The 25,406-nt window shown below is 63.2% G+C and carries 26 protein-coding genes; 17 read left to right on the top strand and 9 right to left on the bottom strand.

The window, feature by feature from the left end; genetic code table 11:
• Positions 1 to 70 precede the first annotated feature (70 nt).
• Positions 71 to 844 carry an amino acid ABC transporter substrate-binding protein gene (locus tag IB262_RS17025; protein ID WP_112976173.1) on the bottom strand — a complete coding sequence of 258 codons (774 nt, stop codon included), beginning with the start codon at positions 842 to 844 and terminating at the stop codon, positions 71 to 73.
• Entirely contained in the window at positions 841 to 1,062 is a 222-nt protein-coding gene (locus IB262_RS17020; RefSeq protein WP_146749546.1) for a hypothetical protein, read from the bottom strand. The genes IB262_RS17025 and IB262_RS17020 overlap by 4 nt, the downstream gene beginning before the upstream one ends.
• Before the next feature lie 55 nt (positions 1,063 to 1,117).
• Here IB262_RS17020 and IB262_RS17015 point away from each other — a divergent pair, with 55 nt between their 5' ends.
• From IB262_RS17015 to ispG, 4 genes are all read left to right on the top strand, one after another.
• The gene (locus tag IB262_RS17015) at positions 1,118 to 1,900 is read left to right on the top strand and encodes a DeoR/GlpR family DNA-binding transcription regulator (protein ID WP_112976192.1); all 783 of its coding nucleotides are present in this window, start codon (positions 1,118 to 1,120) and stop codon (positions 1,898 to 1,900) included.
• The gene (locus tag IB262_RS17010) at positions 1,897 to 2,283 is read left to right on the top strand and encodes a VOC family protein (RefSeq protein ID WP_112976172.1); all 387 of its coding nucleotides are present in this window, start codon (positions 1,897 to 1,899) and stop codon (positions 2,281 to 2,283) included. Before IB262_RS17015 ends, IB262_RS17010 begins: the two co-directional genes overlap by 4 nt.
• 29 nt (positions 2,284 to 2,312) lie before the next feature.
• Positions 2,313 to 3,497, top strand: coding sequence for an MFS transporter (locus tag IB262_RS17005; protein WP_162728796.1), 1,185 nt, complete (start codon positions 2,313 to 2,315; stop codon positions 3,495 to 3,497).
• A 163-nt stretch (positions 3,498 to 3,660) separates the two neighbouring features.
• Positions 3,661 to 4,914, top strand: a complete 1,254-nt coding sequence (ispG, locus tag IB262_RS17000) for a flavodoxin-dependent (E)-4-hydroxy-3-methylbut-2-enyl-diphosphate synthase (protein ID WP_034803175.1) — start codon at positions 3,661 to 3,663, stop codon at positions 4,912 to 4,914.
• A gap of 28 nt (positions 4,915 to 4,942) precedes the next feature.
• Here the strand turns inward: ispG and IB262_RS16995 are convergent, their stop codons facing one another.
• The 3 genes from IB262_RS16995 to IB262_RS16985 form a co-directional block, all read right to left on the bottom strand.
• Entirely contained in the window at positions 4,943 to 5,584 is a 642-nt protein-coding gene (locus IB262_RS16995; protein ID WP_034802945.1) for a LysE family translocator, read from the bottom strand.
• An 82-nt stretch (positions 5,585 to 5,666) separates the two neighbouring features.
• Positions 5,667 to 6,722 carry a histidinol-phosphate transaminase gene (gene hisC, locus IB262_RS16990; protein WP_112976171.1) on the bottom strand — a complete coding sequence of 352 codons (1,056 nt, stop codon included), beginning with the start codon at positions 6,720 to 6,722 and terminating at the stop codon, positions 5,667 to 5,669.
• Positions 6,723 to 6,726: 4 nt separating this feature from the next.
• Entirely contained in the window at positions 6,727 to 7,641 is a 915-nt protein-coding gene (locus IB262_RS16985) for a polyprenyl synthetase family protein (protein WP_192357444.1), read from the bottom strand.
• Between the two features lie 145 nt (positions 7,642 to 7,786).
• Between IB262_RS16985 and mtgA the strand changes: the two genes are divergently transcribed.
• The 5 genes from mtgA (at position 7,787) to IB262_RS16960 (ending at position 10,931) form a co-directional block, all read left to right on the top strand.
• Positions 7,787 to 8,560, top strand: a complete 774-nt coding sequence (mtgA, locus tag IB262_RS16980; protein WP_060529995.1) for a monofunctional biosynthetic peptidoglycan transglycosylase — start codon at positions 7,787 to 7,789, stop codon at positions 8,558 to 8,560.
• 102 nt (positions 8,561 to 8,662) lie between these two features.
• Positions 8,663 to 9,397: a DUF1868 domain-containing protein gene (locus IB262_RS16975; protein WP_112976169.1), complete on the top strand. Its 735-nt coding sequence runs from the start codon at positions 8,663 to 8,665 to the stop codon at positions 9,395 to 9,397.
• A complete protein-coding gene (locus IB262_RS16970; protein ID WP_034802931.1) occupies positions 9,394 to 10,041 on the top strand; it encodes a glutathione S-transferase family protein in 648 nt (215 codons plus the stop codon). The genes IB262_RS16975 and IB262_RS16970 overlap by 4 nt, the downstream gene beginning before the upstream one ends.
• Positions 10,042 to 10,186: 145 nt before the next feature.
• Positions 10,187 to 10,372 (top strand): 50S ribosomal protein L32, encoded by a 186-nt coding sequence (gene rpmF, locus IB262_RS16965; RefSeq protein WP_034802928.1) that lies wholly within the window; start codon positions 10,187 to 10,189, stop codon positions 10,370 to 10,372.
• 157 nt (positions 10,373 to 10,529) lie between these two features.
• A complete protein-coding gene (locus IB262_RS16960) occupies positions 10,530 to 10,931 on the top strand; it encodes a membrane protein (protein WP_034802925.1) in 402 nt (133 codons plus the stop codon).
• 94 nt (positions 10,932 to 11,025) lie between these two features.
• Here the strand turns inward: IB262_RS16960 and phaR are convergent, their stop codons facing one another.
• Entirely contained in the window at positions 11,026 to 11,604 is a 579-nt protein-coding gene (gene phaR / locus IB262_RS16955; RefSeq protein ID WP_034802922.1) for a polyhydroxyalkanoate synthesis repressor PhaR, read from the bottom strand.
• 223 nt (positions 11,605 to 11,827) lie between these two features.
• Here phaR and IB262_RS16950 point away from each other — a divergent pair, with 223 nt between their 5' ends.
• The 8 genes from IB262_RS16950 (at position 11,828) to IB262_RS16915 (ending at position 21,031) form a co-directional block, all read left to right on the top strand.
• Positions 11,828 to 13,009 carry an acetyl-CoA C-acetyltransferase gene (locus IB262_RS16950; protein WP_060521477.1) on the top strand — a complete coding sequence of 394 codons (1,182 nt, stop codon included), beginning with the start codon at positions 11,828 to 11,830 and terminating at the stop codon, positions 13,007 to 13,009.
• 12 nt (positions 13,010 to 13,021) lie between these two features.
• The gene (locus tag IB262_RS16945) at positions 13,022 to 13,381 is read left to right on the top strand and encodes a hypothetical protein (protein WP_112976167.1); all 360 of its coding nucleotides are present in this window, start codon (positions 13,022 to 13,024) and stop codon (positions 13,379 to 13,381) included.
• Positions 13,382 to 13,398: 17 nt separating this feature from the next.
• Positions 13,399 to 14,124, top strand: a complete 726-nt coding sequence (locus IB262_RS16940) for a beta-ketoacyl-ACP reductase (protein ID WP_034802902.1) — start codon at positions 13,399 to 13,401, stop codon at positions 14,122 to 14,124.
• Between the two features lie 653 nt (positions 14,125 to 14,777).
• Entirely contained in the window at positions 14,778 to 17,843 is a 3,066-nt protein-coding gene (locus IB262_RS16935) for a helicase-related protein (RefSeq protein ID WP_192493705.1), read from the top strand.
• Positions 17,844 to 17,851: 8 nt separating this feature from the next.
• Positions 17,852 to 18,265 carry an RNA-binding S4 domain-containing protein gene (locus IB262_RS16930; RefSeq protein WP_034802899.1) on the top strand — a complete coding sequence of 138 codons (414 nt, stop codon included), beginning with the start codon at positions 17,852 to 17,854 and terminating at the stop codon, positions 18,263 to 18,265.
• Between the two features lie 270 nt (positions 18,266 to 18,535).
• Positions 18,536 to 18,874 carry a ferredoxin FdxA gene (fdxA, locus tag IB262_RS16925; RefSeq protein ID WP_034802896.1) on the top strand — a complete coding sequence of 113 codons (339 nt, stop codon included), beginning with the start codon at positions 18,536 to 18,538 and terminating at the stop codon, positions 18,872 to 18,874.
• Positions 18,875 to 19,284: 410 nt separating this feature from the next.
• Positions 19,285 to 19,854, top strand: a complete 570-nt coding sequence (locus IB262_RS16920) for a CarD family transcriptional regulator (protein WP_034802893.1) — start codon at positions 19,285 to 19,287, stop codon at positions 19,852 to 19,854.
• A 310-nt stretch (positions 19,855 to 20,164) separates the two neighbouring features.
• Positions 20,165 to 21,031, top strand: a complete 867-nt coding sequence (locus tag IB262_RS16915; RefSeq protein ID WP_034802890.1) for an RNA polymerase factor sigma-32 — start codon at positions 20,165 to 20,167, stop codon at positions 21,029 to 21,031.
• Positions 21,032 to 21,249: 218 nt separating this feature from the next.
• Here the strand turns inward: IB262_RS16915 and IB262_RS16910 are convergent, their stop codons facing one another.
• The 3 genes from IB262_RS16910 to thiP form a co-directional block, all read right to left on the bottom strand.
• On the bottom strand, positions 21,250 to 22,761 hold the full coding sequence (locus IB262_RS16910; RefSeq protein ID WP_034802887.1) for a M48 family metalloprotease: 1,512 nt from the start codon (positions 22,759 to 22,761) through the stop codon (positions 21,250 to 21,252).
• Positions 22,762 to 23,062: 301 nt separating this feature from the next.
• Positions 23,063 to 23,782: a thiamine ABC transporter ATP-binding protein gene (gene thiQ, locus IB262_RS16905; protein WP_060586556.1), complete on the bottom strand. Its 720-nt coding sequence runs from the start codon at positions 23,780 to 23,782 to the stop codon at positions 23,063 to 23,065.
• Positions 23,779 to 25,404, bottom strand: coding sequence for a thiamine/thiamine pyrophosphate ABC transporter permease ThiP (gene thiP, locus IB262_RS16900; protein WP_255380607.1), 1,626 nt, complete (start codon positions 25,402 to 25,404; stop codon positions 23,779 to 23,781). The genes thiQ and thiP overlap by 4 nt, the downstream gene beginning before the upstream one ends.
• Positions 25,405 to 25,406 lie beyond the last annotated feature (2 nt).

Genomic DNA, 25,406 nt, shown 5'->3' with positions numbered 1-25,406 from the left:
TCCGGAACGGATCGCGTTTCATAGCCGAGAATGGCCGGCTGAGAAACCGGCCGAGGGCCCAGTGATCGGGTTACTTCGAGACGTCGGCGCCGAAGTACTTCTGCGAGATCTTGTCGTAGGTGCCGTCGGCCTTTATGTCGACGAGCGCCTTGTTGATCGCCTCGAGAAGCTCCGGCTCGCCCTTGCGGATGATGATGCCGGAGAAGTCGGCATCGGCCTGCTCAGCGGCGATCTTGACCGGAGCGTCGGGCTTCTTCTTCTTGAAGTCGAGGAAGGAGAGGCTGTCGTTGATCGTCGCGTCGGCACGGCCGGTCAAGACGAGCTGGATCGACTGGTCGAAGCCGTCGGTGCCGACGAGTTCGGCGCCGGACGCGGAGGCGAGCTTGCCGAAGTTGCTGGTCAGCGACTGGGCCGACTTCTTGCCCTTGAGATCGGCAAAGCCCTTGATCTCCTCGTTGTCGCTCTTGACGATCAGCACGGCCTTGGAGGCGATATAGGGTTCGGAGAAGTCGTACTTCTTCTTGCGCTCCTCGGTGATGCCGACCTGGTTGATGACCGTGTCGTAGCGGTTGGCGTCGAGGCCGGCGATCAGGCCGTCCCACTTGCCTTCGAGGAATTCAGCCTTGACGCCGAGCTTCTCGGCGACGGCGTGGCCGATCTCCACGTCGAAGCCGACGAGCGCGCCGGAGGCGTCGTGATAGGTGAACGGGGCATAGGTGCCCTCGGTGCCGATCTTCAGGACACCGGCAGATTTGATCGCATCGAGGTTCTCGCCGGCTTCAGCGGAGCCAAGTGCGGCAACCTGCATCAGAGCGGCGGCAAACAGCGTGGGGAGGAGTTTCATCGTGATTTTCCATCTTCTTTCTTGCCCGGCCCGTCGTCCGGATTGAGCGGACAATCGCATAAAAAATCGGCGATCTGAGCGTATAAAACACCAATTCCTGAGCGTTTTGATGAAGAATTTTCCTCGAATTGACCCCGATTGCGCGCAAAAGCCACGGTTTGTCGAAATTCGCGCGCCGCTCCGATTTGGGCGCTGCGCCAGCTTGAAAACGGTTTCAAAAGTTGCTATGCACATTTATCGCGATTCATGCACGTTTATGCACGGTTGGTGAAAATGTCAGGGGAACTCCTTCTTCGTGAGCGAAAGACGCTGATCCAGGAGCGGTTGAAGGCCAATGGCCGGGTGCTGGCTGCTGATCTTGCGGCCGAGCTCAGCGTTTCCGAAGACACGATCCGCCGCGATCTCCGGGAAATGGCGGCGGCAGGACTGTGCGAGCGCGTCTATGGTGGCGCACTTCCGGTCGCGCCGGCGGCCCACAGCACATTGCGAGAACGGGTGGCGATGGCGCCGGAACGCAAGGCGGCTCTGGCGCGTACGGCGGTCGGCCTGATCAAGCCTGATATGACCGTGTTCCTCGATGCCGGCTCGACCAATCTTGCGATCGCGCAACTGATCGAGCCGGAGCTGCCGGTCACCGTCGTCACCAACACACCGCTGATTGCCGTCGCGCTCATGGAGAAGCCGGGTGTCGATCTGATCCTGCTCGGCGGCCCGCTCAACCGTGCCGTCGGTGCGGCGATCAGCGCGCGGGCTCAGCGCGATGCGGAGCTGCTCCGACCCGATCTCTGCTTTCTCGGCACCTGCGGCGCCGACGCCGTTGCGGGCCTGACGGCGATCTATTTCGAGGATGCGGAATTCAAGCGGCTCATTGCGTTGCGCAGCCGGCGCCTGGTTGTCGCCGTCACCAGCGACAAGCTCGGTACGGCCGCCGCGCACGGGGTCGTCGATATCAATGACAAGGTGACGCTGCTGCTCGAGGCGGATGCGTCGGCCGAGCATCGGTCGGCCTTCGAGGCGGCGGGGGCAGAGGTTCTGATGGCGGGAGAGACGGAATGACGACGATCACGCATGTGGCGCTCTGGACGCGGGACCTCGAGGCGATTGCCAGCTTCTGGTCGTCCTTCTTCGGCGCCGAAGTCGGCGAGATCTATGAAAGCCGACGGCGGCCGGGCTTTCGCTCGCGGTTCCTGATGCTTGGCGACGGCCCGGCATTCGAGATCATGGAGGGCCCCTGGGTTGGGCCGGCCGATCCGGCTGAAGAACGTACCGGCCTTGCCCATGTGGCGCTGTCGCTCGGCAGCGAGCAGGCGGTCGAGGCGATGGCCGCGCGCGCCGAGGCTGACGGCATTCTGGTCGCAAAACCGCGATGGACCGGCGATGGCTTCTATGAGGCCGTTGTTCGCGACCCCGATGGAAATCTGATCGAAATCACAATTTGAGCCGGGCGATCCGGCGCAGAGGCAAGACCATGGACCAACGTTCTCCTTCCGCGACCGTCCGCCAGGGCTACATGACCCGCAACCGGCTGGCGGTTTCGCTGCTCTTCCTATTGAACGGCTTCGTCATCGGCAGTTGGGCGCCGAAGATCCCGGAATTCAAGGACCGGCTCGGCATCAGCGAAAGCGTGCTCGGCCTGTTGATCCTGATGTTCGGTATTGGCTCGCTGGTGCTCATGCCGATTGCCGGCGGCTACATCGCCCGTGTGGGGTCGCAGAAGGTGGTCAAGGTCACCGCCATCATCCTGTCGCCGTTGCTTCTGCTTCTGACGCTTGTCCCCGATGTCTGGACGGCGGCTGTCGCCATGTTCCTGCTTGGCGGTTTTGCCGGCGCGATGGACGTCGCGATGAACGCCAATGCGGTCGAGGTCGAGAAATCCATGCGCCGCGCGATCATGTCGTCCTGCCATGCCTATTGGAGCCTCGGCGGCCTGATCGGTGCCGGTATCGGCGGCTTCCTCATGGCCCGCTTCGGTGTGTTGCCGCATGTCCTTGTCGTCACTGCGATCTGCCTGGTGCTGATCGTCGCCGCTTGGCCGATGATCCTGGCCGACAAGCCGCATCCGGGCGCAGCCAAGGAAAAGCTGCGCCTGCCGATGACGCCGCTTCCCTGGCTGATCGGCATCATGGCGCTGTTCTCGATGGTGCCTGAGGGCACAGTGCTCGACTGGGGTGCGCTCTATCTGCGCAACGAGCTTGGCGCCTCCGTTGAGCTTTCCGGCTTCGGCTTTGCCGCCTTCTCCGCCACCATGGCGACCATGCGTTTTGCCGGCGATTTCGTGCGGGATCGCTTCGGCGCCAAACGGACGCTCCGCATCTGCACCGTCACGGCACTCGTCGGCATGATCGTCGCGGGCACGGCGCCCAATGCCTATATCGCCATCCTCGGTTTTGCGATCGCCGGCATCGGCATTTCCAACATGGTGCCGATCGCGTTCTCGGCCGCCGGCAACATGCCGGGCCTGCAGCCGGGCATCGGGCTCTCGGTCGCGACCTTCATGGGCTATTCCGGCATGCTGTTCGCGCCGTCGCTGATCGGCTTCGTTGCCGAGCATACGGGCTTTGCCATCATCTTCGCCTCGGTGCCGCTGCTCTTCATCGTCGTGCTTCTCTTGTCGCACCATGCGGTCCATGCGGATCACGCTAAGGGGCACTGAGACGGAACAGCGCCATCAAATCGCCGTCAGGGCATGATGTCGCCGTTGACAATCAGGCTTTCCTCATCCACCTGATGGGCAAATGGCCAGGGCGAGTTGAGGAAAGTCCATGTGGGTTCTGCCCGCATCCTCGCCCGGCTCAGTGACCCACGAAGAGGCCTTCATGTCTTCCGCCTTCGATTTCGATCCGCAGCCCCGCCGCGCCTCCGTCGCCGTCGATGTCGGCGGCGTCATCGTCGGGGGCGGCGCACCGGTCGTGGTCCAGTCGATGACCAACACCGATACGGCCGATATCGATGGGACCGTGGCCCAGGTGGCCGCGCTGCACAAGGCCGGTTCGGAACTGGTGCGCATCACCGTCGACCGCGACGAGAGTGCGGCGGCGGTGCCGAAGATCCGCGAGCGGCTCGAGCGCCTTGGTCTCGACGTGCCGCTCGTCGGCGACTTCCACTATATCGGCCACAAGCTGCTTGCCGATCATCCGGCCTGCGCCGAGGCGCTGGCGAAGTATCGCATCAATCCGGGCAATGTCGGGTTCAAGGACAAGAAGGACAAGCAGTTCGCCGAGATCGTCGAGATGGCGATCCGCTACGACAAGCCGGTGCGCATCGGTGTCAACTGGGGTTCGCTCGACCAGGAACTGCTGACGCGGCTGATGGACGAGAACAAGGCGAACGGCTTTCCGCTGACGGCGCAAGAGGTGACGCGCGAGACGATCGTGCAGTCGGCGCTGCTCTCGGCGGAACTCGCCGAAGAGATCGGTCTGCCGCGCAACCGCATCATCCTTTCGGCCAAGGTTTCCGGCGTTCAGGACCTGATCGCCGTCTATGCCATGTTGTCGGCCCGCTCGGACCACGCACTGCATCTCGGCCTCACCGAGGCCGGCATGGGCACGAAGGGCATCGTCGCCTCGTCCGCTTCGCTCGGCATCCTCATGCAGCAGGGCATCGGCGATACGATCCGCATTTCGCTGACGCCTGAGCCCGGCGGCGACCGCACCCGCGAGGTGCAGGTGGCGCAGGAATTGCTGCAGGTCATGGGTTTCCGTCAGTTCATCCCTGTTGTTGCCGCCTGTCCCGGCTGCGGACGCACCACGTCCACGGTGTTCCAGGAACTCGCCCAGAAGATCCAGGACGACATCCGCCGCAACATGCCGGTCTGGCGCGAGAAGTATCCCGGCGTCGAGGGCCTGAAGGTGGCGGTCATGGGCTGCATCGTCAACGGCCCGGGCGAAAGCAAACATGCCGATATCGGCATCTCGTTGCCCGGCACCGGCGAAATGCCGGCCGCCCCCGTCTTCATCGACGGCGAGAAGGCAATGACACTGCGCGGCCCCAACATTGCCGGCGACTTCGAGACGCTGGTTTCCGACTATATCGAGAAGCGCTACGGCCGCGGCCAGGCGGCCGCTGAGTAAGCAGCCGCGCTTTGTCCACGCTGTGGCCTCAGAGCCGTGATGTCAGCAGCTTGAAGCCGGCAAAGGCGAAGAAGCCGGCCATCAGGCTCTCGATCAACCGCCTGGACTTGAGATAAGCGCGGTGTACCGGCGTGAGCGAGAAGACGATCGCAAAGCCGCAGAAGGTCATCAGACCCAAGACCATGCAGCCGCCGATAAAAGTGGCGGTAACGCCGACCGGCGCGCCCGCGGGCATGCCGAGTGACACCAGCATGATCCAGGAGAAGATCGCCTTGGGGTTCGTCAGGTGGATGCCGAGCCCCTTGAGATAGAGCCGCTTCAGCGAGGTCTGCACCTTTGCCGTCGGCACGATCGCGCTCTTGTCGCTGCGCATGGCGGCGCGCAGTGCGTTATAGGCGAGCCAGAAGAGATAGCAGGCGCCGGCGATCTTCAAGACGATGATCGCGTGGCCATAGGCGCGGATCAGCGCCGAGAGACCGGAGGCCGTCAGCATTGCCCAGGTGTAACTTCCCGTCAGAACGCCAAGGGCAAGCGCCAGGCCCGCCTTTCGTCCCTGGCTGACCGAGGTGGTGATGATCGCCAGGATCGCCGGCCCCGGCGATGCGGTCGCGATCAGATAGGCGGTCCAGGCAATGAGAAGCTGCGGCAGATAGGGCGTCAGGTCGAACATGTAAGACAAGCTCCGGCTCGGTCGCCGGAGGCTAGATCAGTCCATCGCTTGTTTGAAACGGCGAAAATGTCACCGAGACAACTTAGAGGATCTCGTCTAGCGCCTCGATCAGGCGCGCGCATTCGGCATCGGTGCCGATGGTGATGCGCAGGAAATCGGAGATGCGCGGCTTGGCGAAATGGCGCACCAGCACGGCGCGCTCGCGAAGCGCCTTCATCAGCGTTTCTCCGCTATGGCCGGGATGCCGTGCGAAAACGAAGTTTGCCGACGAAGGCAGCACCTCGAAGCCGCGCGCTGTCAGTTCGGCCGTGAGCCGGTCGCGCGACGCGATGATCTTGGCGCGAGTCTCCTCGAACCAGGCTTCATCCTCGATCGCGGCGATGGCGCCGGCCTGGGCCGGGCGGCCGAGCGGATAGGAGTTGAAGCTGTCCTTCACCCGCTCCAGCCCCTCGATCAGCGGGCGCTGGCCAATGGCGAAGCCGACGCGCAAGCCCGCAAGTGCGCGCGACTTGGAGAAGGTCTGGACGACCAAGAGGTTCTCGTATTTCGAAACCAGTTCTGCGGCCGACTGGCCGCCGAAATCGACATAGGCCTCGTCGATGACGACGGGCTGGTCCGGATGGCTTGCGACCAGCCGCTCGATGTCGGCGAGCGGCAAAGCGATGCCGGTCGGGGCATTCGGGTTCGGCAGGATGATCGCGCCGCAGGGCCGGTCGTAGTCGGCGAGATCGATCTCGAAGCGATCGCTGAGCGGGATCTCGACCGTGTCGATCTCGAAGAGCCGCGCATAGGTCGAATAGAAGCTGTAGGAGATATCCGGATAGAGCAGCGGCGCGTCGTGCTTCAGCAAGCCGGCGAAGATGTGCGCCAGCACCTCGTCCGAGCCGTTGCCGACGAAGACTTCTTCGGCGGTCACGCCATAGCGTACGGCGATGGCCTGGCGCAGCTTCAGCGCCAGCGGGTCCGGATAAAGGCGAAGATCGCTGCTCGCTGCCGCGGCGATCGCGTCGAGCACCTTCTCAGACGGACCGTAGGGGCATTCGTTGGTGTTGAGCTTCACCAGGTTGGCGATGCGCGGCTGTTCGCCAGGCACGTAGGGCTTCAGCTTGGAGATGATCGGCGACCAGTATTTGCTCATGGATCTAGCTCCTGCGATTGGCGATGAAACGGGCGGCTTCGACGAGAATGGCCGAGCGCACTCCATAGGGCGCAAGCAGCGCTTCGGCTTCGGCGACCAGTTGCTCCAGCCGGTCTTCCGCCCAGGTCTGGCCGTTGAGCGCGACCAGCGTGCCCTTGCCACGGGCGGCGTCCTTGCCGGTTGCCTTGCCCATGGTCTCAGCATCCGCGGTAAGGTCGAGCAGGTCGTCGGCAAGCTGGAAGGCAAGGCCGATCTTTTCGCCGAAGGCGCGAAGCCGCGCGCGGTCCTCCTTCGCGGCGCCGGCGACGATGGCGCCAGCCTCGCAGGCAAAGCGGATCAGGGCACCTGTCTTCATCGCCTGCAGCGTGACGATCCCGGCCTCGTCCGGTGGCGACTTTTCCGCGGCCAGGTCGAGCGCTTGTCCGCCGGCCATGCCGCCGTGGCCGGCGGCGCGTCCGAGCGCCAGGATCAGTTCCACCTTCTGCGCATCCGAAAGCGCTGTCTCGGGTGCTGCGATGATATCGAAGGCGAAGGTCAGCAGGCTGTCGCCGGCAAGAATCGCCGTCGCCTCATCGAAGGCCCTGTGCACGGTCGGCTGGCCGCGGCGCATGTCGTCGTCGTCCATCGCCGGCAGGTCGTCATGGACCAGCGAATAGCAATGCACGCATTCGAGTGCCGCGCCGACGCGCAAGGCCGCATCGCGATTGCCGCCGAGCAGATCGGCGCATTCGATCACCAGGAAGGGGCGCAGACGCTTGCCCCCGTTCAGCACGCCGTGGCGCATGGCCGCGAGCAGGTTTGCCGGCCGGGCGATTTCGTCGGCTTCCGTCGCCTGGCCGAGCAGACGTTCCAGCAGACCCTCGACGGTGCGGGCATTGGTGGCGAGGCGACGGGTAAAAGGCGATGTGTCCTGGCTCATGCGCGCTCTTTGACATGGGCGAAGAGGGCTTTCAACGGGGATTCGTGTCGCAGCCGCGCGCTTTCCCTGGGACAGCCTTCTCCGCGCCTTGCCTTTTGCCAGAAAGCCCGTTCAACTCTGCCTGCGCATGCACTAAGAGAAGCGGATGGACAGCGAGGTGAACAGTCAGGCCGCGAACGTCGTTCCGGAAGCGCGCGAGGAGGGCGAATTGCCTTCCAGTCGCTGGTCTTCGCTTCGCCGGACGTTGCGCACGCGTCGCCGCCAGATCGTCCTGGCTGTTCTGGGCTTTCTCGTCCTTCCCTACGCGCTGATCGTTCTCTACCTGGTGGAGTTCATCCATCCCGTCTCGACGCTCATGCTGCGCGATCTCGTGCTGCTGCGCGGCTACGATCGGCAATGGGTCGAGTTCGATGATATCGCCCCGGTTCTCGTGCAGTCGGTGATGATGTCGGAGGACGGGCAGTTTTGCGCCCATGACGGCGTCGACTGGGGCCAGATGCGGGGCGTGGTCGAGGATGCGCTCGAAGGGGAATCCACCCGCGGCGCGAGCACCATTCCGATGCAGACGGTCAAGAACCTCTATCTCTGGAACGGTCGTTCCTTCCTGCGCAAGGGCATGGAACTGCCGCTGGCGGTCGCCGCCGACTTCGTCTGGAGCAAGCGGCGGATGATGGAGATCTATCTGAATATCGCCGAATGGGGCGACGGGATCTATGGTATCGAGGCGGCCGCCCGCCATCATTTCGGGGTTTCGGCGTCGAAGCTCTCGCGCCGGCAGGCGGCGCTGCTTGCGGTCTCGCTGCCCAATCCGAAGGAGCGCAATGCCGGAAAACCCGGCCGCGGTCTCAAGCGCCTGGCGAACCTGATCGAGCGCCGCGCCAGCCGCTCCGGCGGTTACATCACCTGCCTTTATAACTAGGATCAGACCTTTTCATTGGATGCGCTCGTCGGGCGATGTCATGCTCGCGCAGTAGAGTTCTGCCATCTAGGCCTCTCTCCCTTCGAAAGGCCCGATTGCTCCATGACCTTGATTTCCCCCTCGCTTCTCGCCCTTGGCCGTAACGCCAACGATGCCCCGCCGAGACATCTCGGCACGCGCTACAACACCGAAGGCCAGTTCCTTTCGGAACCGGGCAACACGGTCGTGTCTCACGTTGCCGCCGGATCGCCGTCCGAGGCCGCCGTGCTTGCGGTGCGCGACCGGTTGATGGCGATGCCCGAGGCGCGGCAGTTCGCCTTTACCCAACCGTCCAGCCTGCACATGACGATCTTCCAGGGCATCATCGAACACCGCCGGAAGCTCCCTTACTGGCCGGCTGGCATGCCGCTCGATACGCCGATCGAGGTGATGACGGCGTACTACCGCGAACGGCTTGCGCATTTTGCGCCGCTGGAGCAGTTCCGCGCCCGCGTGACCGAGATCACGCCGACGGGCCTTGCGCTCGAAGGCGACGGTGCCGCCGACCGCGCCTGTCTCAAGGCCTGGCGCGACGCTTTCGCGGAAGCCTTCGGCTATCGCCATCCGGATCATGACGACTACCAATTCCACATCACCTATGCCTACCCCGTCGACTGGCTCGACGATGCGGCGCTGCCGCGCTGGCAGGCGATGCTGGACGAGCAGCTCGCTTTTCTGCGCGAGCAGGCGCCGGTGATCGCGCTCGATCCGCCGGCCTTCTGCTCGTTCGAGGACATGAACCATTTCGAGGAACTGATCGTTTTCTCGGAGAGACCAGCAATCAAGGAACAGAAATGACCGGACTTACACTCTATGTCGGCAACAAGAACTATTCGTCCTGGTCGATGCGGCCATGGATCGCGATGACGGCAGTCGGCATCGATTTCTCGGACGTGGTCATTCCGTTCGATTTCGCCGCCGGCAATCCGGAGATCCGGGCGATCTCGCCGACCGGAAAGGTGCCGCTGCTGCGCCACGGGGACCTGCTTATCTGGGAATCGCTGGCGATCATCGAATATGTCGCCGAACTCTTTCCCGACGCCGGGCTGTGGCCGGCCGACCCTCAGGCGCGCGCCCGGGCGCGCAGCTATTCGATGGAGATGCTGTCCGGTTTTCGCGCTCTGCGTGGTGCCTGCCCGATGAACATCCGTCGGCCAAAGCAGGCGCTGGACGTTGGCGCGGACGTCCGCGCGGACGTGGCACGTATCGAGCAGATCTGGACGGAGGCGCTTGCGCGTTCCGGTGGCCCGTTCCTCTTCGGGTCCTTCAGCGCGGCCGATGCGATGTACGCGCCTGTGGTTAACCGCTTCGACGTCTACGATCTCGTTGCGGATCGAGAAACGCTCGGCTACATGAACCGCGTGAAGGCACATCCGGCGTTCCTGAAATGGGAGGAGGCCGCCCGCGCAGAGCCGTGGGTCGTCGCCGAAGACGAGGTCTGAAAAGGTCGAGTCGAAAAATTGCCCGTGGGGACTGGTCAAACGGCAGTTGTCCATGTATAAGCGCGCCAAATTTCCGTGATTAACATCTGTTTTACACGGCCATTTCGGCTGCTGAACAGTGTTTGCCCGATAAGTGGAGAATGAAATGGCTGTACCTAAAAGAAAAACGAGCCCGTCCAAGCGTGGCATGCGCCGTTCGGCTGACGCTCTGAAGACCCCGACCTACGTCGAAGACAAGAACTCCGGCGAACTGCGTCGCCCGCACCACATCGACCTGAAGACCGGCATGTACCGTGGCCGTCAGGTTCTGACCCCGAAGGAAAGCGCATAAGCGTTTCCGTTCGCGGATTAGGTTCAAAGGGCTGGCTCTGCCGGCCCTTTTGTTTTGCATCTGACATGATCTTGCTTGGACGCCGTGGTATCGCTGGCGCCTTGCGTGACGACGCCGCATATACATGGTCCACCATAAACGCGGTCAAGGAGTTCTGATGCTTGCTGCCATACCGCTGCTGATCCTACCTTTTGCAATCTACAATCTCGCGATGATCGGAATGTTCGGCGGCCTCGCCGGCCTGAACGCCGACATGGTGTCGCTCTCCATGCTATCAGGCGCGACCTGGACGATGCGCTTCGGCGACCTTCTGATCGTCGGCGCCCTGCTGCTGCTCTTCGTCGAATTGCTGAAAGCGACGCGCACGAGCAGCCGCGCACTGATGGATCATCTGCTCTCGATGATCCTGTTCATCGTCTTTTTGATCGAATTTCTGCTGCTCGCACCGGCGGCAACGCAGCTCTTCTTCATCCTGATGACCATCAGCTTCATCGATGTTATCGCCGGCTTTGCCGTGTCGATGCGCTCGGCCGGCCGGGACGTGTCGATCGGCCTCTAGGTCCAGACGGTTCGGGGCGACGCCGCCCCGATTTCCGCGATCTCTGTTCAGGTGAGGTGAAGGCAGGAACCGTATTCCTGCCTGGTGGTCCTGCCTAGCCGAGATTGTCGAGCTTGGTCTGGAGCGCGCGAAGCTGCTCCTTCAGCTCGTCGATATCCTTGGCTTCGGCCTTCTTCGTTTCCTTCACGGGCGGCGCGGTGATGAAGGGCGAAAACATCTGCATGGCCTGATGGAACATCTCGGTGTTGCGACGCACCTGCTCTTCGACAAGTTGCAGCGGAACCTGCAGGTTTTTGCCGAGCGGCGTGTCGCCGAAGGCCTTGTTGATCTGCTCGCGCATCTGCGACTGCTGCTCGGTGAAAGCCTGCATCGAGTGTTCGAGATAGCTCGGCACCACCATCTGCATCTGGTCGCCGTAGAACGAGATCAGTTGGCGCAGGAAGGAGATCGGCAGCAGCGTGTTGCCGGTCTTGGACTCCTGCTCGAAGATGATCTGCGTCAGCACGGAATGGGTGATGTCCTCGCCGGATTTTGCATCCTGAACGATGAAGTCCTCACCCTTCTTCACCATCACAGCCAGGTCGTCGAGCGTGACATAGGTGCTGGTCCCGGTGTTGTAGAGCCGCCGGTTCGCATATTTTTTGATAACGATCTGGCCTTCGTGCTTCGCCATCAGGGTCTCCTCTCCCCCATCATCCCGTCTTTATTGCGTTTTTCAGAGTATCCGCAAAAGCGCGCCGCTGACAATGTCTTTGTGCGTTGCGGCGACGCAAGTGCAAAATCTTGCGGTTGCGTTTTAGGTGACGCTTTTGTGGCACTGCATCAAGGCGTTTGACTTGCGTCGCGCGCTTTGCCAGTCTGCCTGCATTAGGCAAGAAGATCTGAGGAAACGTCCCATGAGCAATCCCTCCATCGTGATCGCCAGCGCCGGCCGCACCGCGGTCGGTTCCTTCAACGGTGCCTTTGGCAATACGCCGGCGCATGAACTTGGCGCTGCCGTCATCAAGGGCGTGCTCGAGCGCGCAGGCGTCGAGGCTGCCGAGGTCGACGAGGTGATCCTCGGCCAGGTGCTGCAGGCAGGCGAAGGCCAGAACCCGGCGCGCCAGGCGGCGATGAAGGCGGGCGTTCCTCAGGAAAAGACCGCCTGGGGCATGAACCAGCTCTGCGGCTCGGGCCTGCGCGCCGTCGCGCTCGGCATGCAGCAGATTGCAACCGGTGATGCTGAGATCATCGTCGCCGGCGGCATGGAGTCCATGTCGATGGCGCCGCATTGCTCGCATCTTCGCGGCGGCGTGAAGATGGGCGACTTCAAGATGATCGACACGATGATCAAGGACGGCCTGACCGACGCCTTCTACGGTTATCACATGGGCATCACCGCCGAGAACGTCGCTCGCCAGTGGCAGCTCAGCCGCGAGGAGCAGGATGCGTTCGCGCTCGCCTCACAGAACAAGGCCGAAGCCGCCCAGAAGGCCGGGCGCTTTGCCGACGAGATCATTCCCTTCATCGTCAAGGGCCGCAAGGGCGACGTCACCGTCGACCAGGACGAATATATCCGCCATGGCGCAACGCTCGACCAGATGACGAAGCTGCGCCCCGCCTTCGACAAGGAAGGCACGGTCACCGCCGGCAACGCTTCCGGCCTCAATGACGGCGCCGCAGCCACCCTGCTGATGACCGAGGCGCAGGCCTCCAAGCGCGGCATCCAGCCGCTCGCCCGTATCGTTTCCTGGGCAACCGCCGGCGTCGATCCGCAGGTCATGGGCACCGGCCCGATCCCGGCGTCGCGCAAGGCGTTGGCAAGGGCCGGCTGGGCGATCGGCGATGTCGAGCTGGTGGAGGCCAACGAAGCCTTCGCTGCCCAGGCCTGCGCGGTCAATAAAGATCTCGGCTGGGATCCGTCGATCGTCAACGTCAATGGCGGCGCGATCGCCATCGGTCACCCGATCGGCGCTTCCGGCGCCCGCGTGCTCAACACGCTGCTTTTCGAAATGAAGCGCCGCGGCGTTTCCAAGGGGCTTGCAACCCTCTGCATCGGCGGCGGCATGGGCGTCGCCATGTGTGTCGAGCGGCTCTGACGGTCTGGCGGCATGAACAGCGCCAGGTGGGTTCCATTTTCCCTGCTTCTGGCCGGTTCGCCGATCGTTTCTGCACATGCCAATCCCGCGCCTCTCGACGAGGCGCGGCTGGTAGAGTGCATGCTGGAACATACGACTTCTGACGAGGAGAGTGTTTTCAAGGACGTGATGGTCGCGGCCTTGAGAGATGACGGCGGCGCATTGAAGGTTTCGCTGGAGCAGCTCTCCGCGGTGATGATGGGTCTCGCGCTGGAGAAGTGCGAGGTGGCTCTGTCCGCGCTGACTACGCCGCAGTTTCAAGCGGCCGCCGGGCTCTACGGGCAACAGGTCGGCGAAAAGCTGATGAAGAAGGCATTCGAAAAACTGAACTGATCAAGTGGGAGGCGCATATGAGCAGGGTAGCATTGGTCACGGGTGGGTCGCGCGGCATTGGCGCGGCAATTTCCATCGCACTCAAGAATGCCGGCTACAAGGTGGCTGCCAACTATGCCGGCAATGACGAGAAGGCTCAGGCCTTCAAGCAGGAAACCGGCATCCCGGTCTACAAATGGGACGTTTCCAACTATCAGGCCTGTGCCGAGGGCATCGCCAAGGTCGAGGCCGATCTCGGTCCGGTCGATGTGCTCGTCAACAATGCCGGCATCACCCGCGATGCCATGTTTCACAAGATGACGCCGGAGCAATGGGGTGAGGTGATCGGCACCAACCTCACCGGTCTCTTCAACATGACGCATCCGCTCTGGTCGGCCATGCGCGACCGTGGCTTCGGTCGCGTCATCAACATCTCGTCGATCAATGGCCAGAAGGGCCAGATGGGTCAGGCCAACTATTCGGCGGCCAAGGCCGGCGATCTCGGCTTCACCAAGGCGCTCGCCCAGGAAGGGGCTGCCAAGGGCATTACCGTGAACGCGATCTGCCCCGGCTATATCGGCACGGAGATGGTGCGGGCGGTGCCGGAGAAGGTGCTCAACGAGCGCATCATCCCGCAGATCCCGGTCGGCCGCCTCGGCGAACCGGAAGAAATCGCCCGCTGCGTGGTGTTCCTCGCCTCCGACGATGCCGGCTTCATCACCGGCTCGACGATTTCGGCGAACGGCGGACAGTTTTTCGTCTGAGCATCAGACAAGCCGAACATTACCGGACGGCGCCTTTCGAGGCGCCGTTTCCATGCGGCGGCAGCGCTGAGAATCCCGCTCGAAATCCTGAAGTTGCGCTGGCAGTTCCGTTGCCGGAGTGGGGCGTAGACACTATATCTTGTGGAGAACAAAGGTGGAATGACGCGCGGTCTGCGAGTCGCTGCCGAATGTTCCCGCACTGGTCGCGACTCTAAACTGCGATTCTCATTCTCTCACTTGGGTGAATCCCTGACGAATTTCGTGAAAAATTTTCCAGGCTTTCCAGAGTCTTGGATTCGGAATCCTTGGACCTGTCAGGCAATGGCAGAGCCGGGATTGTTGCGCGCCAAAGGGCCTGATGCGCGGAATCAGCTCCAGATTCAGCATGTGGTGCAACGTTCGGCGTTGAAATCTATATGTAGTCGTGAACATACAGTGAATCACAATGAGTCGTCGATTCGTCGCCGATTTGTTCCACGGCTGTTCCAATTGTCGATTGCGCCGACCACAACAGGTGGTGCAATGGGCTAAGAGATGCCAAGCGATGGTTTTAGTTGTCGGCGCCCCTTGCGTTTGGCTCGGTGCGTGGGCATGTGTTTGCCGCCAGCGTGAAAAGACGCTGCCGTAATTTCTGAATGCCCGGGATCGATGACGTGTCCGTTCACCCCATGATCCTGAGCGGCCGCGGTGTCACCGCGGTGCTCGGGCCTACCAATACCGGCAAGACGCACTACGCGATCGAGCGCATGATTGCGCACGACAGCGGCGTCATCGGCCTGCCGCTGCGGCTTCTCGCGCGCGAGGTCTATACGCGCCTGGTCGAAAGGGTCGGCCACCACAATGTCGCGCTGATCACCGGCGAGGAAAAGATCACCCCGCATCGCGCGCGCTATTCGGTCTGCACCGTCGAGGCCATGCCGCGCGAGACGACGGCGTCCTTCGTCGCGATCGATGAAGTGCAGCTTGCCGGAGATCTCGAGCGCGGCCATATCTTCACCGACCGGATCCTGCACCTGCGGGGTCGCGGCGAGACGCTGCTGCTCGGTGCCGGAACGATGCGGCCGATCCTCGAGCAGTTGCTGCCCGGCATCACCGTCGTCGAGCGGCCGCGCATGTCGCAATTGCTCTATGCGGGTTCGAAGAAGATAACCCGACTGCCGCACCGCACGGCAATCGTCGCCTTCTCTGCCGACGAGGTCTATGCGATCGCCGAGCTGATCCGCCGCCAGCGTGGCGGTGCCGCCGTCGTGCTCGGCGCGCTGTCGCCGCGCACGCGCAATGCGCAGGTGGCGCTCTACCAGGAAGGTGACGTCGAATACCTGGTCGCGACCGACGCGATCGGCATGGGCCTCAATCTCGACGTCGACCACGTCGCCTTCGCGCAGGACCGCAAGTTCGACGGCTATCAGTTCCGCAATCTCAACCCGGCCGAACTCGCGCAGATCGCCGGCCGCGCCGGCCGGCACTTGCGTGACGGTACGTTCGGTGTGACCGGCCGCGTCGATCCCTTCGACAACGAGCTGGTCCACCGTATCGAGGCGCATGAATTCGATCCGGTGAAGGTGCTGCAATGGCGCTCGAAGGCGTTCGACTACGCGTCGATTGCCGCTCTGAAGAAGAGTCTTGAGGCCGCGCCGACGGTTCCCGGCCTTGCCCGGGCGCTACCTGCAGTAGACCAGCAGGCGTTCGAGCATTTGGCCCGCTACCCTGAGGTCGTCGACATCACGACCAATGCCGAGCGGGTGGAAAAACTGTGGGAAGCCTGCGCGCTGCCGGACTATCGGCGCATTACACCGGCTCAACATGCCGACTTGATCTCGACGATCTACGCGGATCTTGTCCGCCGCGGTACCGTAAACGAAGATTTCATGGCCGAGCAGGTCAGGCGGGCCGATCATACGGACGGTGAGATCGACACACTTTCGGCGCGAATCGCGCAGATCAGGACATGGACTTATGTGTCGAACCGGCCGGGATGGCTGGCCGATCCGACACACTGGCAAGAAAAGACGCGGGAAATTGAAGATCGATTATCCGACGCACTACATGAACGGTTGACGAAACGCTTTGTTGATCGCAGGACATCTGTGCTCATGAAGCGCCTGAGAGAGAATGCTATGCTGGAAGCTGAAATCAGTGTGAATGGTGATGTCTTCGTTGAAGGTCATCACGTAGGACAACTAACCGGTTTCCGGTTTACGCTGGCGACCGGCGGCGATGGCCCGGATGCCAAGGCTGTGCAGGGTGCTGCCCAGAAGGCGCTGGCGCTCGAGTTTGAGGCACGCGCCGCGCGGCTGCATGCTTCCGGCAACAACGACCTGGCGCTTTCGTCGGATGGTCTTGTGCGCTGGCTCGGCGATCCCGTCGCCCGTCTGACGGCAAGCGACCACGTCATGCGCCCGCGCGTCATCCTGCTGGCCGACGATCAGCTGCAGGCGAACGCCCGCGAGCACGTTCTGGCGCGCATCGAGCGTTTCGTGAACCATCACATCGGAACGGTCTTGAAGCCGCTCGACGATATTTCGCGCGCTGAAGATCTCGAAGGTCTCGCCAAGGGCCTCGCGTTCCAGCTCGTCGAAAACCTCGGCGTGCTGTTCCGCCGCGATGTCGCAGACGACGTCAAGTCGCTCGACCAGGACGGTCGCGCTTCGATCCGCAAGTACGGCGTTCGCTTCGGCGCCTACCACATCTTCCTGCCGGCGCTCCTGAAGCCGGCTCCGGCTGAACTCATCACGCTCCTCTGGGCGTTGAAGAACGACGGCCTCGACAAGCCCGGCTATGGCGACCTCATCCCGATGCTCGCCGCCGGCCGTACGTCTGTCGTTACCGATCCGTCTTTCGAGCGGACCTTCTACAAGCTCGCCGGTTTCCGCTTCCTCGGAAAGCGTGCGGTGCGCATCGATATCCTCGAGCGCCTCGCTGACCTCATCCGACCGCTCCTTCAGTGGAAGCCGGGCACGCAGCCGCGTCCGGAAGGCGCCTATGACGGCCGCCGCTTTACTGCGACCACCTCCATGCTCTCGATCCTCGGTGCAACGCCCGACGACATGGAAGAGATCCTGAAGGGCCTCGGCTACCGCGCAGACAGCGTCAAGGCCGAGGAGGCCCAGGCCTTCCTCATGGGTCAGGATGGTGGTGCTGCCGTTGCTGCCGCCGCTTCCGAACCGGTCGCTGCCGTTGATGACGCCGATGCCGGCGACAGTGCGGCAGAAGCCGAGACTGCAGTCGTCGAGGCACCTGCTGCCGAGGCCGAAAAGGCCGAAGCTGACGTTGCCGTCGCTGCCGACGGGGCCCAGCCTGCTGAGGCTCAGGTGACCGAGACCCAAGTGACGGAGACCGGCGAGCCGGTCGAAGCCAAGCCCGTTCTGCTCTGGCGTCCTGGCACCCGTCAGGACAACCAGCGCCAGGGCGGTGGCCGCCACGAGGGCGACCAGCGTCGCGGCGGTCAGCGCCACGGGCGTGGCCAGGGCCAGGGCCAGGGCGAAGGACGTGAAGGCGGGCGTAAGGGTGGTCAGCAGGCGCGTGGCAAGCGCCATGACGGTGGCAAGCCGGAAGGCGGCCTGCGCCAGGATCGCGGCGAGCGTCATGATCGTCACGACCGCGGCGGCAAGCCGGGTCAGGGCAAATTCGAGGCGCGTCCGCCGCGTCGCGAAAAGCCGGTGGATCCGGATTCGCCCTTCGCCAAGCTTGCTGCTCTCAAGGAGCAGATGAAGAAGTAAGGTAGACCATGGAAAAACAGCCTGCGTCCAACCCGGCATCGCGCCAGCGTCTCGACAAGTGGCTGTTTTTCACGCGGCTGATCAAATCCCGATCGCTTGCGCAAAAGGCGATCGAGGGTGGCCGTGTCGCCGTCAACGACGAGCGCGTGACGCAGTCGTCGTTTCAATTGAAGACGGGCGATATGCTCGAACTTGCGCTCGACCGGCGCAGTCTGATCGTCCGGGTCGTGGGCCCGGGTGAGCGGCGCGGTCCCTATGAGGAAGCGCGTCTGCTTTACGACGATCTGACGCCAGAGCAGCCGAAGGAGAAGTTGTCGGCCTACGAGCTTGCCACGCGCGAGCGCGGAGCGGGCCGGCCGACGAAGAAGGAGCGGCGGGAAACCGATCGGCTAAAGCCCGATTTCGATCCGCGCGAGGACTGATAGGCGCCGCGAACCCTGCCCGCCGCTGGCTGTAAAACACGAGGCGCTTTTGCGCGACAGCCTTTAGAAAACTCTGCCTTTGCCGTGGCGTTTCGCGCATTGAATATTCTTGCAAAGGGTCCATAAAGCCTTTACCTGACAGACCCACGTTGGGTGCATCGGGTTTGCTTCGGCAGCTATGCGCGCCGGACATTCCTAGCATGCGCGGACGACGAGCATCACCATTGATTGCCGTCTGCCATCAAACGTGAGCATTGGCTGGAGTACCTCATGACGTATGTCGTGACCGACAATTGCATTCGCTGCAAGTATACCGACTGTGTTGAAGTCTGCCCCGTGGACTGCTTCTACGAGGGTGAGAATTTCCTCGTCATTCATCCCGACGAGTGCATCGATTGTGGCGTTTGCGAGCCGGAATGTCCTGCCGAGGCGATCAAGCCGGATACCGAGCCGGGTCTTGATATGTGGCTGAAACTGAACGCGGATTTCGCTTCGAAGTGGCCGAACATCACCGTCAAGCGCGATCCGATGCCGGAAGCGAAGGAGATGGACGGCGTCGAAGGCAAGTACGAGAAGTTCTTCTCGACCGAGCCGGGCCAGGGCGACTGAGACGAAGCGGTCGCCGCCGTTCGTCGAGGCTGACGAAGCAAAGCTGCCCCCGGGCGCAAAGCTGGGGAAAACACGAGCCGCGCTCGCAGTTGCGAGAATGGTGGCTTGATGGCTGCCATGCAGCAAATTATTGATTTCGGCACTTTTTTGTGATAGGTTCCTTCTACTGATCCACAGAGGGTGTTTTTGCGCGCCCGAAAACCATCACGAAAGCAAACGATCTCCAAAACGCGGTTTCTCCCTAGTACGCAACGTGGCGTTGCTCTGTTGTGACCGCATTTTATGAGGCTGTTTGCATTCCTTGGACGGACCAGGATGTACCCACCCGGCGGTATCCCCGTCTATCCCGGGCCTCACTGACCCGGCCCCGGCCAGAATGGCCGGCGCGAAACAGGGAGTTTTTGAAACGAATGACGACCCAGCAGAAAAAATCTTCGACACGCCAGGGCTTCAAGACCGGTGAATCGATCGTCTATCCGGCCCACGGCGTTGGCCAGATCGTGGCGATCGAAGAGCAGGAAGTCGCCGGCATGAAGCTTGAGCTTTTTGTCATCGATTTCGAGAAGGACAAGATGCGCCTGAAAGTGCCAGTGGCCAAGGCCGTCAGCATCGGCATGCGCAAGCTCTCCGAAACCGATTTCGTCGACCGCGCGTTGAAGGTTGTGCAGGGCAAGGCTCGCGTGAAGCGCACCATGTGGTCGCGCCGCGCCCAAGAATACGATGCCAAGATCAATTCCGGCGACCTGATTTCCATCGCGGAAGTCGTACGCGATCTCTACCGCGCCGAAAACCAGCCGGAACAGTCCTATTCCGAACGCCAGCTCTATGAAGCTGCCCTCGACCGCATGGCGCGCGAAATCGCTGCCGTCAACAAGATGTCGGAAACCGAAGCTGTTCGCCTCGTCGAGGCCAACCTCAGCAAGGGTCCGAAGCGCGGCAAGGCGATCGACGAAGACGACGCTCAGGACGAAGCTGCATAAGCTGTCCGACTGCACTGAGACTACCAAAAAGCCCGGCCATCGCGCCGGGCTTTTTCTTTGATCGCATGGAACTTTTGCCGTCCGGGCGCATTTATAAAGGCCGGCAGAAGCGCGCCGCTTTCGCGCCGGGCGATCTTGCTTCTGTGATCCCGTCACCGTTCAGGTTCGTGACTTCGAAGTTAGGGCGCCGCGTCGTTTCTTCAAGTTTCGACATCGCGGCGCGAGACGCCCCCTGCTGCCGGACACTGCATCCGTCCGGCCTTTTGGACTTCACACGCAATGGCGCCCGGCGCCAGTCACGGAGTGATCGATGAAGACTCTCACTGCAGACCGGCGGATGATCAAGATCGCAATGGAGGCGCCCTATCTCGAGCGCGACGAGGAGCACAAGCTGGCGCAAGCCTGGCGAAACGACAACGATCAGGAAGCCCGCAACAAGATCGCCATGTCGCATATGCGTCTGGTAATCTCGATGGCCGCGAAGTTTCGCAATTTCGGGCTGCCGATGGGCGATCTCGTCCAGGAGGGCCATATCGGTCTCCTGGAGGCGGCGGCCCGTTTCGAGCCGAGCCGCGAGGTCCGCTTCTCCACCTATGCCACCTGGTGGATCCGAGCGTCGATGCAGGACTATGTCCTGCGCAACTGGTCGATCGTCCGCGGTGGCACCAGTTCGGCGCAGAAGGCCCTGTTCTTCAACCTTCGGCGTCTTCGCGCCCGGCTTGCCCAGGGCGACAGGCAGCTTACATCGCAGGCTATGCATGAGGAGATTGCGGCTGCCCTCGGCGTCAGTATCGCCGACGTGCAGACGATGGATGCACGTCTCTCCGGCAGCGACACCTCGCTGCAGGCGCCGGTCGGCGGCAGTGATTCCGATGGCGGTGAACGGCTGGATTTCCTCGCCAGCGACGCGCCGCTGCCGGACGAGCAGGTGAGCGAGATGATCGACGGCGAACGGGCACGTGTGTGGCTGCGCGACGCGCTGTGCGCGCTGACGGAGCGCGAAATGCGCATCATCCGCGCCCGGCGGCTGACGGAAGAAGGAGCGACGCTCGAAGAGCTCGGCATCGATCTCGGCATATCCAAGGAACGTGTGCGCCAGATCGAAACTCGGGCGCTGGAGAAGCTCCGGGCGGCCTTGGCGACGCGAGCGCCGGCGCTGACCGCAGGCATTCATTGACCGCCTGACGCCGACCGTCTGCCGCCATGCCCGTACTATTCGCCGGAACCCCGCATTGCGCCGGGAAGCGGCACTGTCCGCTGTCAATTTGGCGATGACGATTGGCGCAGCGTGCTTTCGTTCGTGACCGTTCAGGCGCCTCGCGACGTGCTTGCCTAGCAGATGGCAGGCAATTCACGCCCGCAACCGAACGCGCTTCAGCTGCGCCTGTCTCAATCCTATTCGGAAACGATCTTCACCCTGTCGCCCGGCTTCACCGTCGAGCTGACCTGCATCGCATTGATCACCCGGAAGAGGTCGAGCTTACGATCGGTTCCCATCATGCGGGCCGACAACGTGGTGATCGTGTCGCCGGGCCGGACCGTCACCACCCGGATCCGCAGCGGCTTCAGCGACTGCGTCTCAGCGGCCGTCATGCGGCGGAACGTGCTGCGCAACTGGTTTGCGGTCGGCTCGAGTGCGCTCGACCCCTTGGGCACGGCGGTCAGGAAGCGGTAGATCCGCGTGTCGATGCGGATGACCGTCACGTCGAAATCCCAGCGGTCGGCGGAGGCGCGCGCGGTTGCGGCTTCCAGGCCGTTGACGCTGATCTGCCGGATCGTGTCGGGCTTCAGGCCGGTGACCCAGCCGCTGGCGATATAGTCCGTCAGGCTTCGGCCGCCCGTGTCGGCGACGCCATCGAAGCGCACGGCGATGTCGCCGGCGCCGGTCGCCAGAACCGCTTCGGCCTTGTTGTCGATCTGGAACCCGGCGGGCACGTCGAAGCGGATGCCGAGCTGGCCGTGCAGGAACGTCTGGCCGCGCACGTAGCCCTCCTGCGGGCTGTCGCCATAGAGCAGGCCGTCGATGCCGGCGAGATAATAGTCGCGACCGCGGTCGCCGCTGGTGCCTTCCGGACCGAAGGCGCGGGCGTGCCGACGCGCGAGATCGACACGCTGCGGCGCGTTCGGGTGGCTTGACAGGAAGTCGAGGCTCTGGTCGGATTCCGGATCGACCGCCGTGAAGCGGCTATAGGCGGCCATCGAATCGAGGAAGCGCGCCGCTGCATAGGGGTCGTAGCCGGCTTCGCCGAGCATGCGCACGCCGATCACGTCGGCCTGAAGTTCCTGGTTGCGCGAGAAGGCCGCGAGCCGGAGCTTGCCGCGCGCGAGCGCCTGCTTGCCGGCGATATCGGAGGAGAGGACTTCGGAGACCACGCGGCTGGCGATCACTTCGGCTTCCTCGCGCTGCTGACGCTCGATGCCGTGGTTGGCGGTTACGTGCGCCATCTCGTGCGACAGCACGGCTGCGACCTCGGAGGCATCGTTGGCAAGCGCCAGCAGGCCGCGGGTGACATAGAGATAACCACCGGGCAGCGCGAAGGCGTTGATCGCCGGCGAGTTCAGGATGGTGATGCGATAGGACTGCTGCGGATTCTCGGAGACCGCCGTCAGCGCGCCGGTGATGCGCGCGACCAGGCGCTCGGTCTTGGCGTCCTTGTACTCGCCGCCGTAGCTTGCGACGATGCGCGGATGTTCGCGCGCGCCCAGCTGCGCCCGCGGATCGTTCTTCTGGACTTCCTCGACGATCTGCGGATTGGAGGAGGGCGAAACGGTCGGCTGGTAGGTCTGCTCGATCACGGATTGGCATGCGGAAAGGAGCGTGGTCGCAAGCAATGCAACCACGGCGCGTCCACGCAGCCGTCCGCCCTTCGGCGGGAACCGGTCGTGTGTGACTGTATGCCTCTCCATGCCTCAGCCCGTTCCCATCCATCGCTCCGCCCGCATCCTGCGGACAAGTGGTACGACAGCGTTGAAAGTCCTACTTTTTCAGCCCGGCAGCGTTGCTCTGCCGCGACCTCTCAGTCCTGGTCTTGCTGTATCTGATTTCAGCGCCACCTGCCTAGTTTGTCTCGGTAGAAATAGTTGCCCCGTGGTATCACGGCAACGGATGCGGGAATATTCGCGCCCTTGCCGGATATTTCGCGCGTCGCATGGCGCCGCGGTCAAATTGTGGCAATCGGCCAAGGGCGTGGAGAATCCGATCCGTCCTTCAAGTATTGCCGAGAAAGCGGTCGATCGCCGCATTGTCCCGCCGCGCCAGGAAGCGGTCGAGGGTGTCGTTTGCGATGATACGCCCCTGGTCGAGAAAAAGCACGCCGTCGGCCAGGGCCTTCACGTCTTCGGGATGGTGTGTGATCACCAGGATCGTGTTGCCTTCCTCCTCGTGCAGTTCCCGCAGGAGCGTGCGCATGCCGGCGCGCATGCCGGGATCAAGCGCTGCGAAGGGCTCGTCGAGCAGCAGCAGGGGGCGCTTTCGCACAAGCGCGCGGGCGAGGGCGACGCGCTGGCGCTCGCCGCCTGAAAGCGTCGGCGGCAGCCTTTTCCCGAAGCCTTCGAGCCCGACGCGGCGGAGCGCGTCTTCAATCTTCTCGCGGTCGGTTGCGCTCAGCCGAAGCGCCGGGTCGATGCCGAGTCCGATGTTGGTCGCGACGTCGAGATGGGCGAAGAGGTTGTTGTCCTGGAAGATCATCGAGACCGGCCGTTCCGACGGCGCCCGATCGGCAACGTTCTCGCCGAGAATGCGCACCTCGCCGCGATCGGGATCCTCGAACCCGGCAATGAGGTGGAGCAGCGTCGATTTGCCGGAGCCCGAGGCACCGGCGACAGCGACGATGCCCCCCTTGGCGATGGTGCAATCGAAGGTGAGCTTGGCCGTTTCGAAACGGACCTCGACATCGCGCAACTCTATCGCGGGAACGGGATCGATCATGCTTTGCGTCCTTCCGGCCGGCTGTCATTGGCCGTGCCGAGGATGGTGAATATCAGGCAGAGAAGCCCGAGGAAAAGGGCGAGACCGGCGGCGTCGGCGGTGCGGTAGCTGCCCATACGGCTATAGAGCAGCCACGGCAGCGTCACCATGTCTTGGCTGCCGAAGAGAGCGACGGCGCCGAGGTCGCCGAGCGACAGCGCCATGGCGAAGGAAAGGGCCATCAATAGCGGCTTGCGCAGCGCCGGAAAGTCGATCCATCGCAGACGATCAAAACCACGAATGCCAAGGCTTGCCGTCAGCCGTTCGGACCGTGCCGCATGGGTCGCCATTGCCGGCGCGAGGATGCGGTGGACGAAGGGCAGCGCCATCAGCGCGTTGATCGCAACGACGATGGCAGGTGCAAAGCGCGCGACGTCACCGAAGGGACGCAAAAGCAGAAACCATCCGGCGCCGAGCACCACCGGCGGCACCAAGAGGATCAGCGAGGTGCTGGCACCGATGGCACCGGCAAAGCCGCGGGAGAGCGACGTCGCGTGACGCGGCGCGGTGGCGGTTGCCGCCGCCCGGATCATCACGGCTGCCATGGTGACGGAGGCGAGTGCCGAGGCGAGCGCGATTGCCGCACTCGTCCGCAGCGCCCGGTGCACCGCCGGATCGCGGGCGAGCTTCAGCAGATCGGCTTCGAGTCCGGAGATGAGAACCGCGACCAGCGGCGCGCCGAGAAACAGAAAGGCAAGCGTGATCCAGGTGCCATCACTCAGGCGCGCGATCCTTGACGCGCCATCGAAACGGCGCACAGTACGGCCACCGGTCATGCCCTCTTCCGGCTCGGTCGCCAGATGACGAAGCAGGAGCAGCAGCAGGCCGGTCATGGCGATCTGCAGGGCTGACAGCGCGATCGCGCGCGGCGGATCGAAATCGAAACGCAGCGCCTGGTAGATCGCCACTTCGATTGTGCTGGCCGCAGGCCCGCCGCCGAGCGTCAGCACGAGGGTGAAGCTGGTGGCGCAGAGCATGAAGACGAGCCCGGCGGCACCCGGCAGGAGGCCGCGCAGCACGGGCCATTCGATGAAGCGAAAGAGTGCGCGTGACGGCATGCCGAGATTGGCGGCGCTGCGCCAGTATTCGGCGGGGATGCGCTCGAGCCCGGCCAGGAACAGGCGCGCTGCAAGCGGCATGTTGAAGAAGACGTGGGCAAGCAGGATGCCGAACAGGCCGTAAATGCTGACGGGCTGCGCGAGGCCGAGCCAGCGCAGGCCGGAATTGAGGAAACCCTGCCGCCCCCAGATCTCGATCAGCCCGAGTGCGCCAACCAGAACCGGCAGTCCGAGTGGCAGCGCCATCAAGCGCAGCAGCCAGATGCGGCCGGGGAACTGCGGTCGTCGCGCTAGCGCCCGGGCGACGGGGATGGCAAAGAGCACGGACAGCAACGTCGAGAGGGTCGCCTGCAGCAGCGTGAAGCGGGTGACGCGCCAGATGTAGGCGTCGAACAGCGCATCGTCGCTCGCGCCGCCCGTCTGGCTCAGCAAGGCGACGATCGCAAGACCGACGAAAAGGACGAAGACGCCGAGGCAGGCTGCCCCGGCGACCACTGTCATACGATTTTCGCGCAGTGCGAACAATC

The organism is Ensifer sp. ENS02, assembly GCF_014851885.1.
Lineage (GTDB): Bacteria > Pseudomonadota > Alphaproteobacteria > Rhizobiales > Rhizobiaceae > Ensifer > Ensifer adhaerens.
This window is presented reverse-complemented; position numbering and strand designations above follow the sequence as displayed.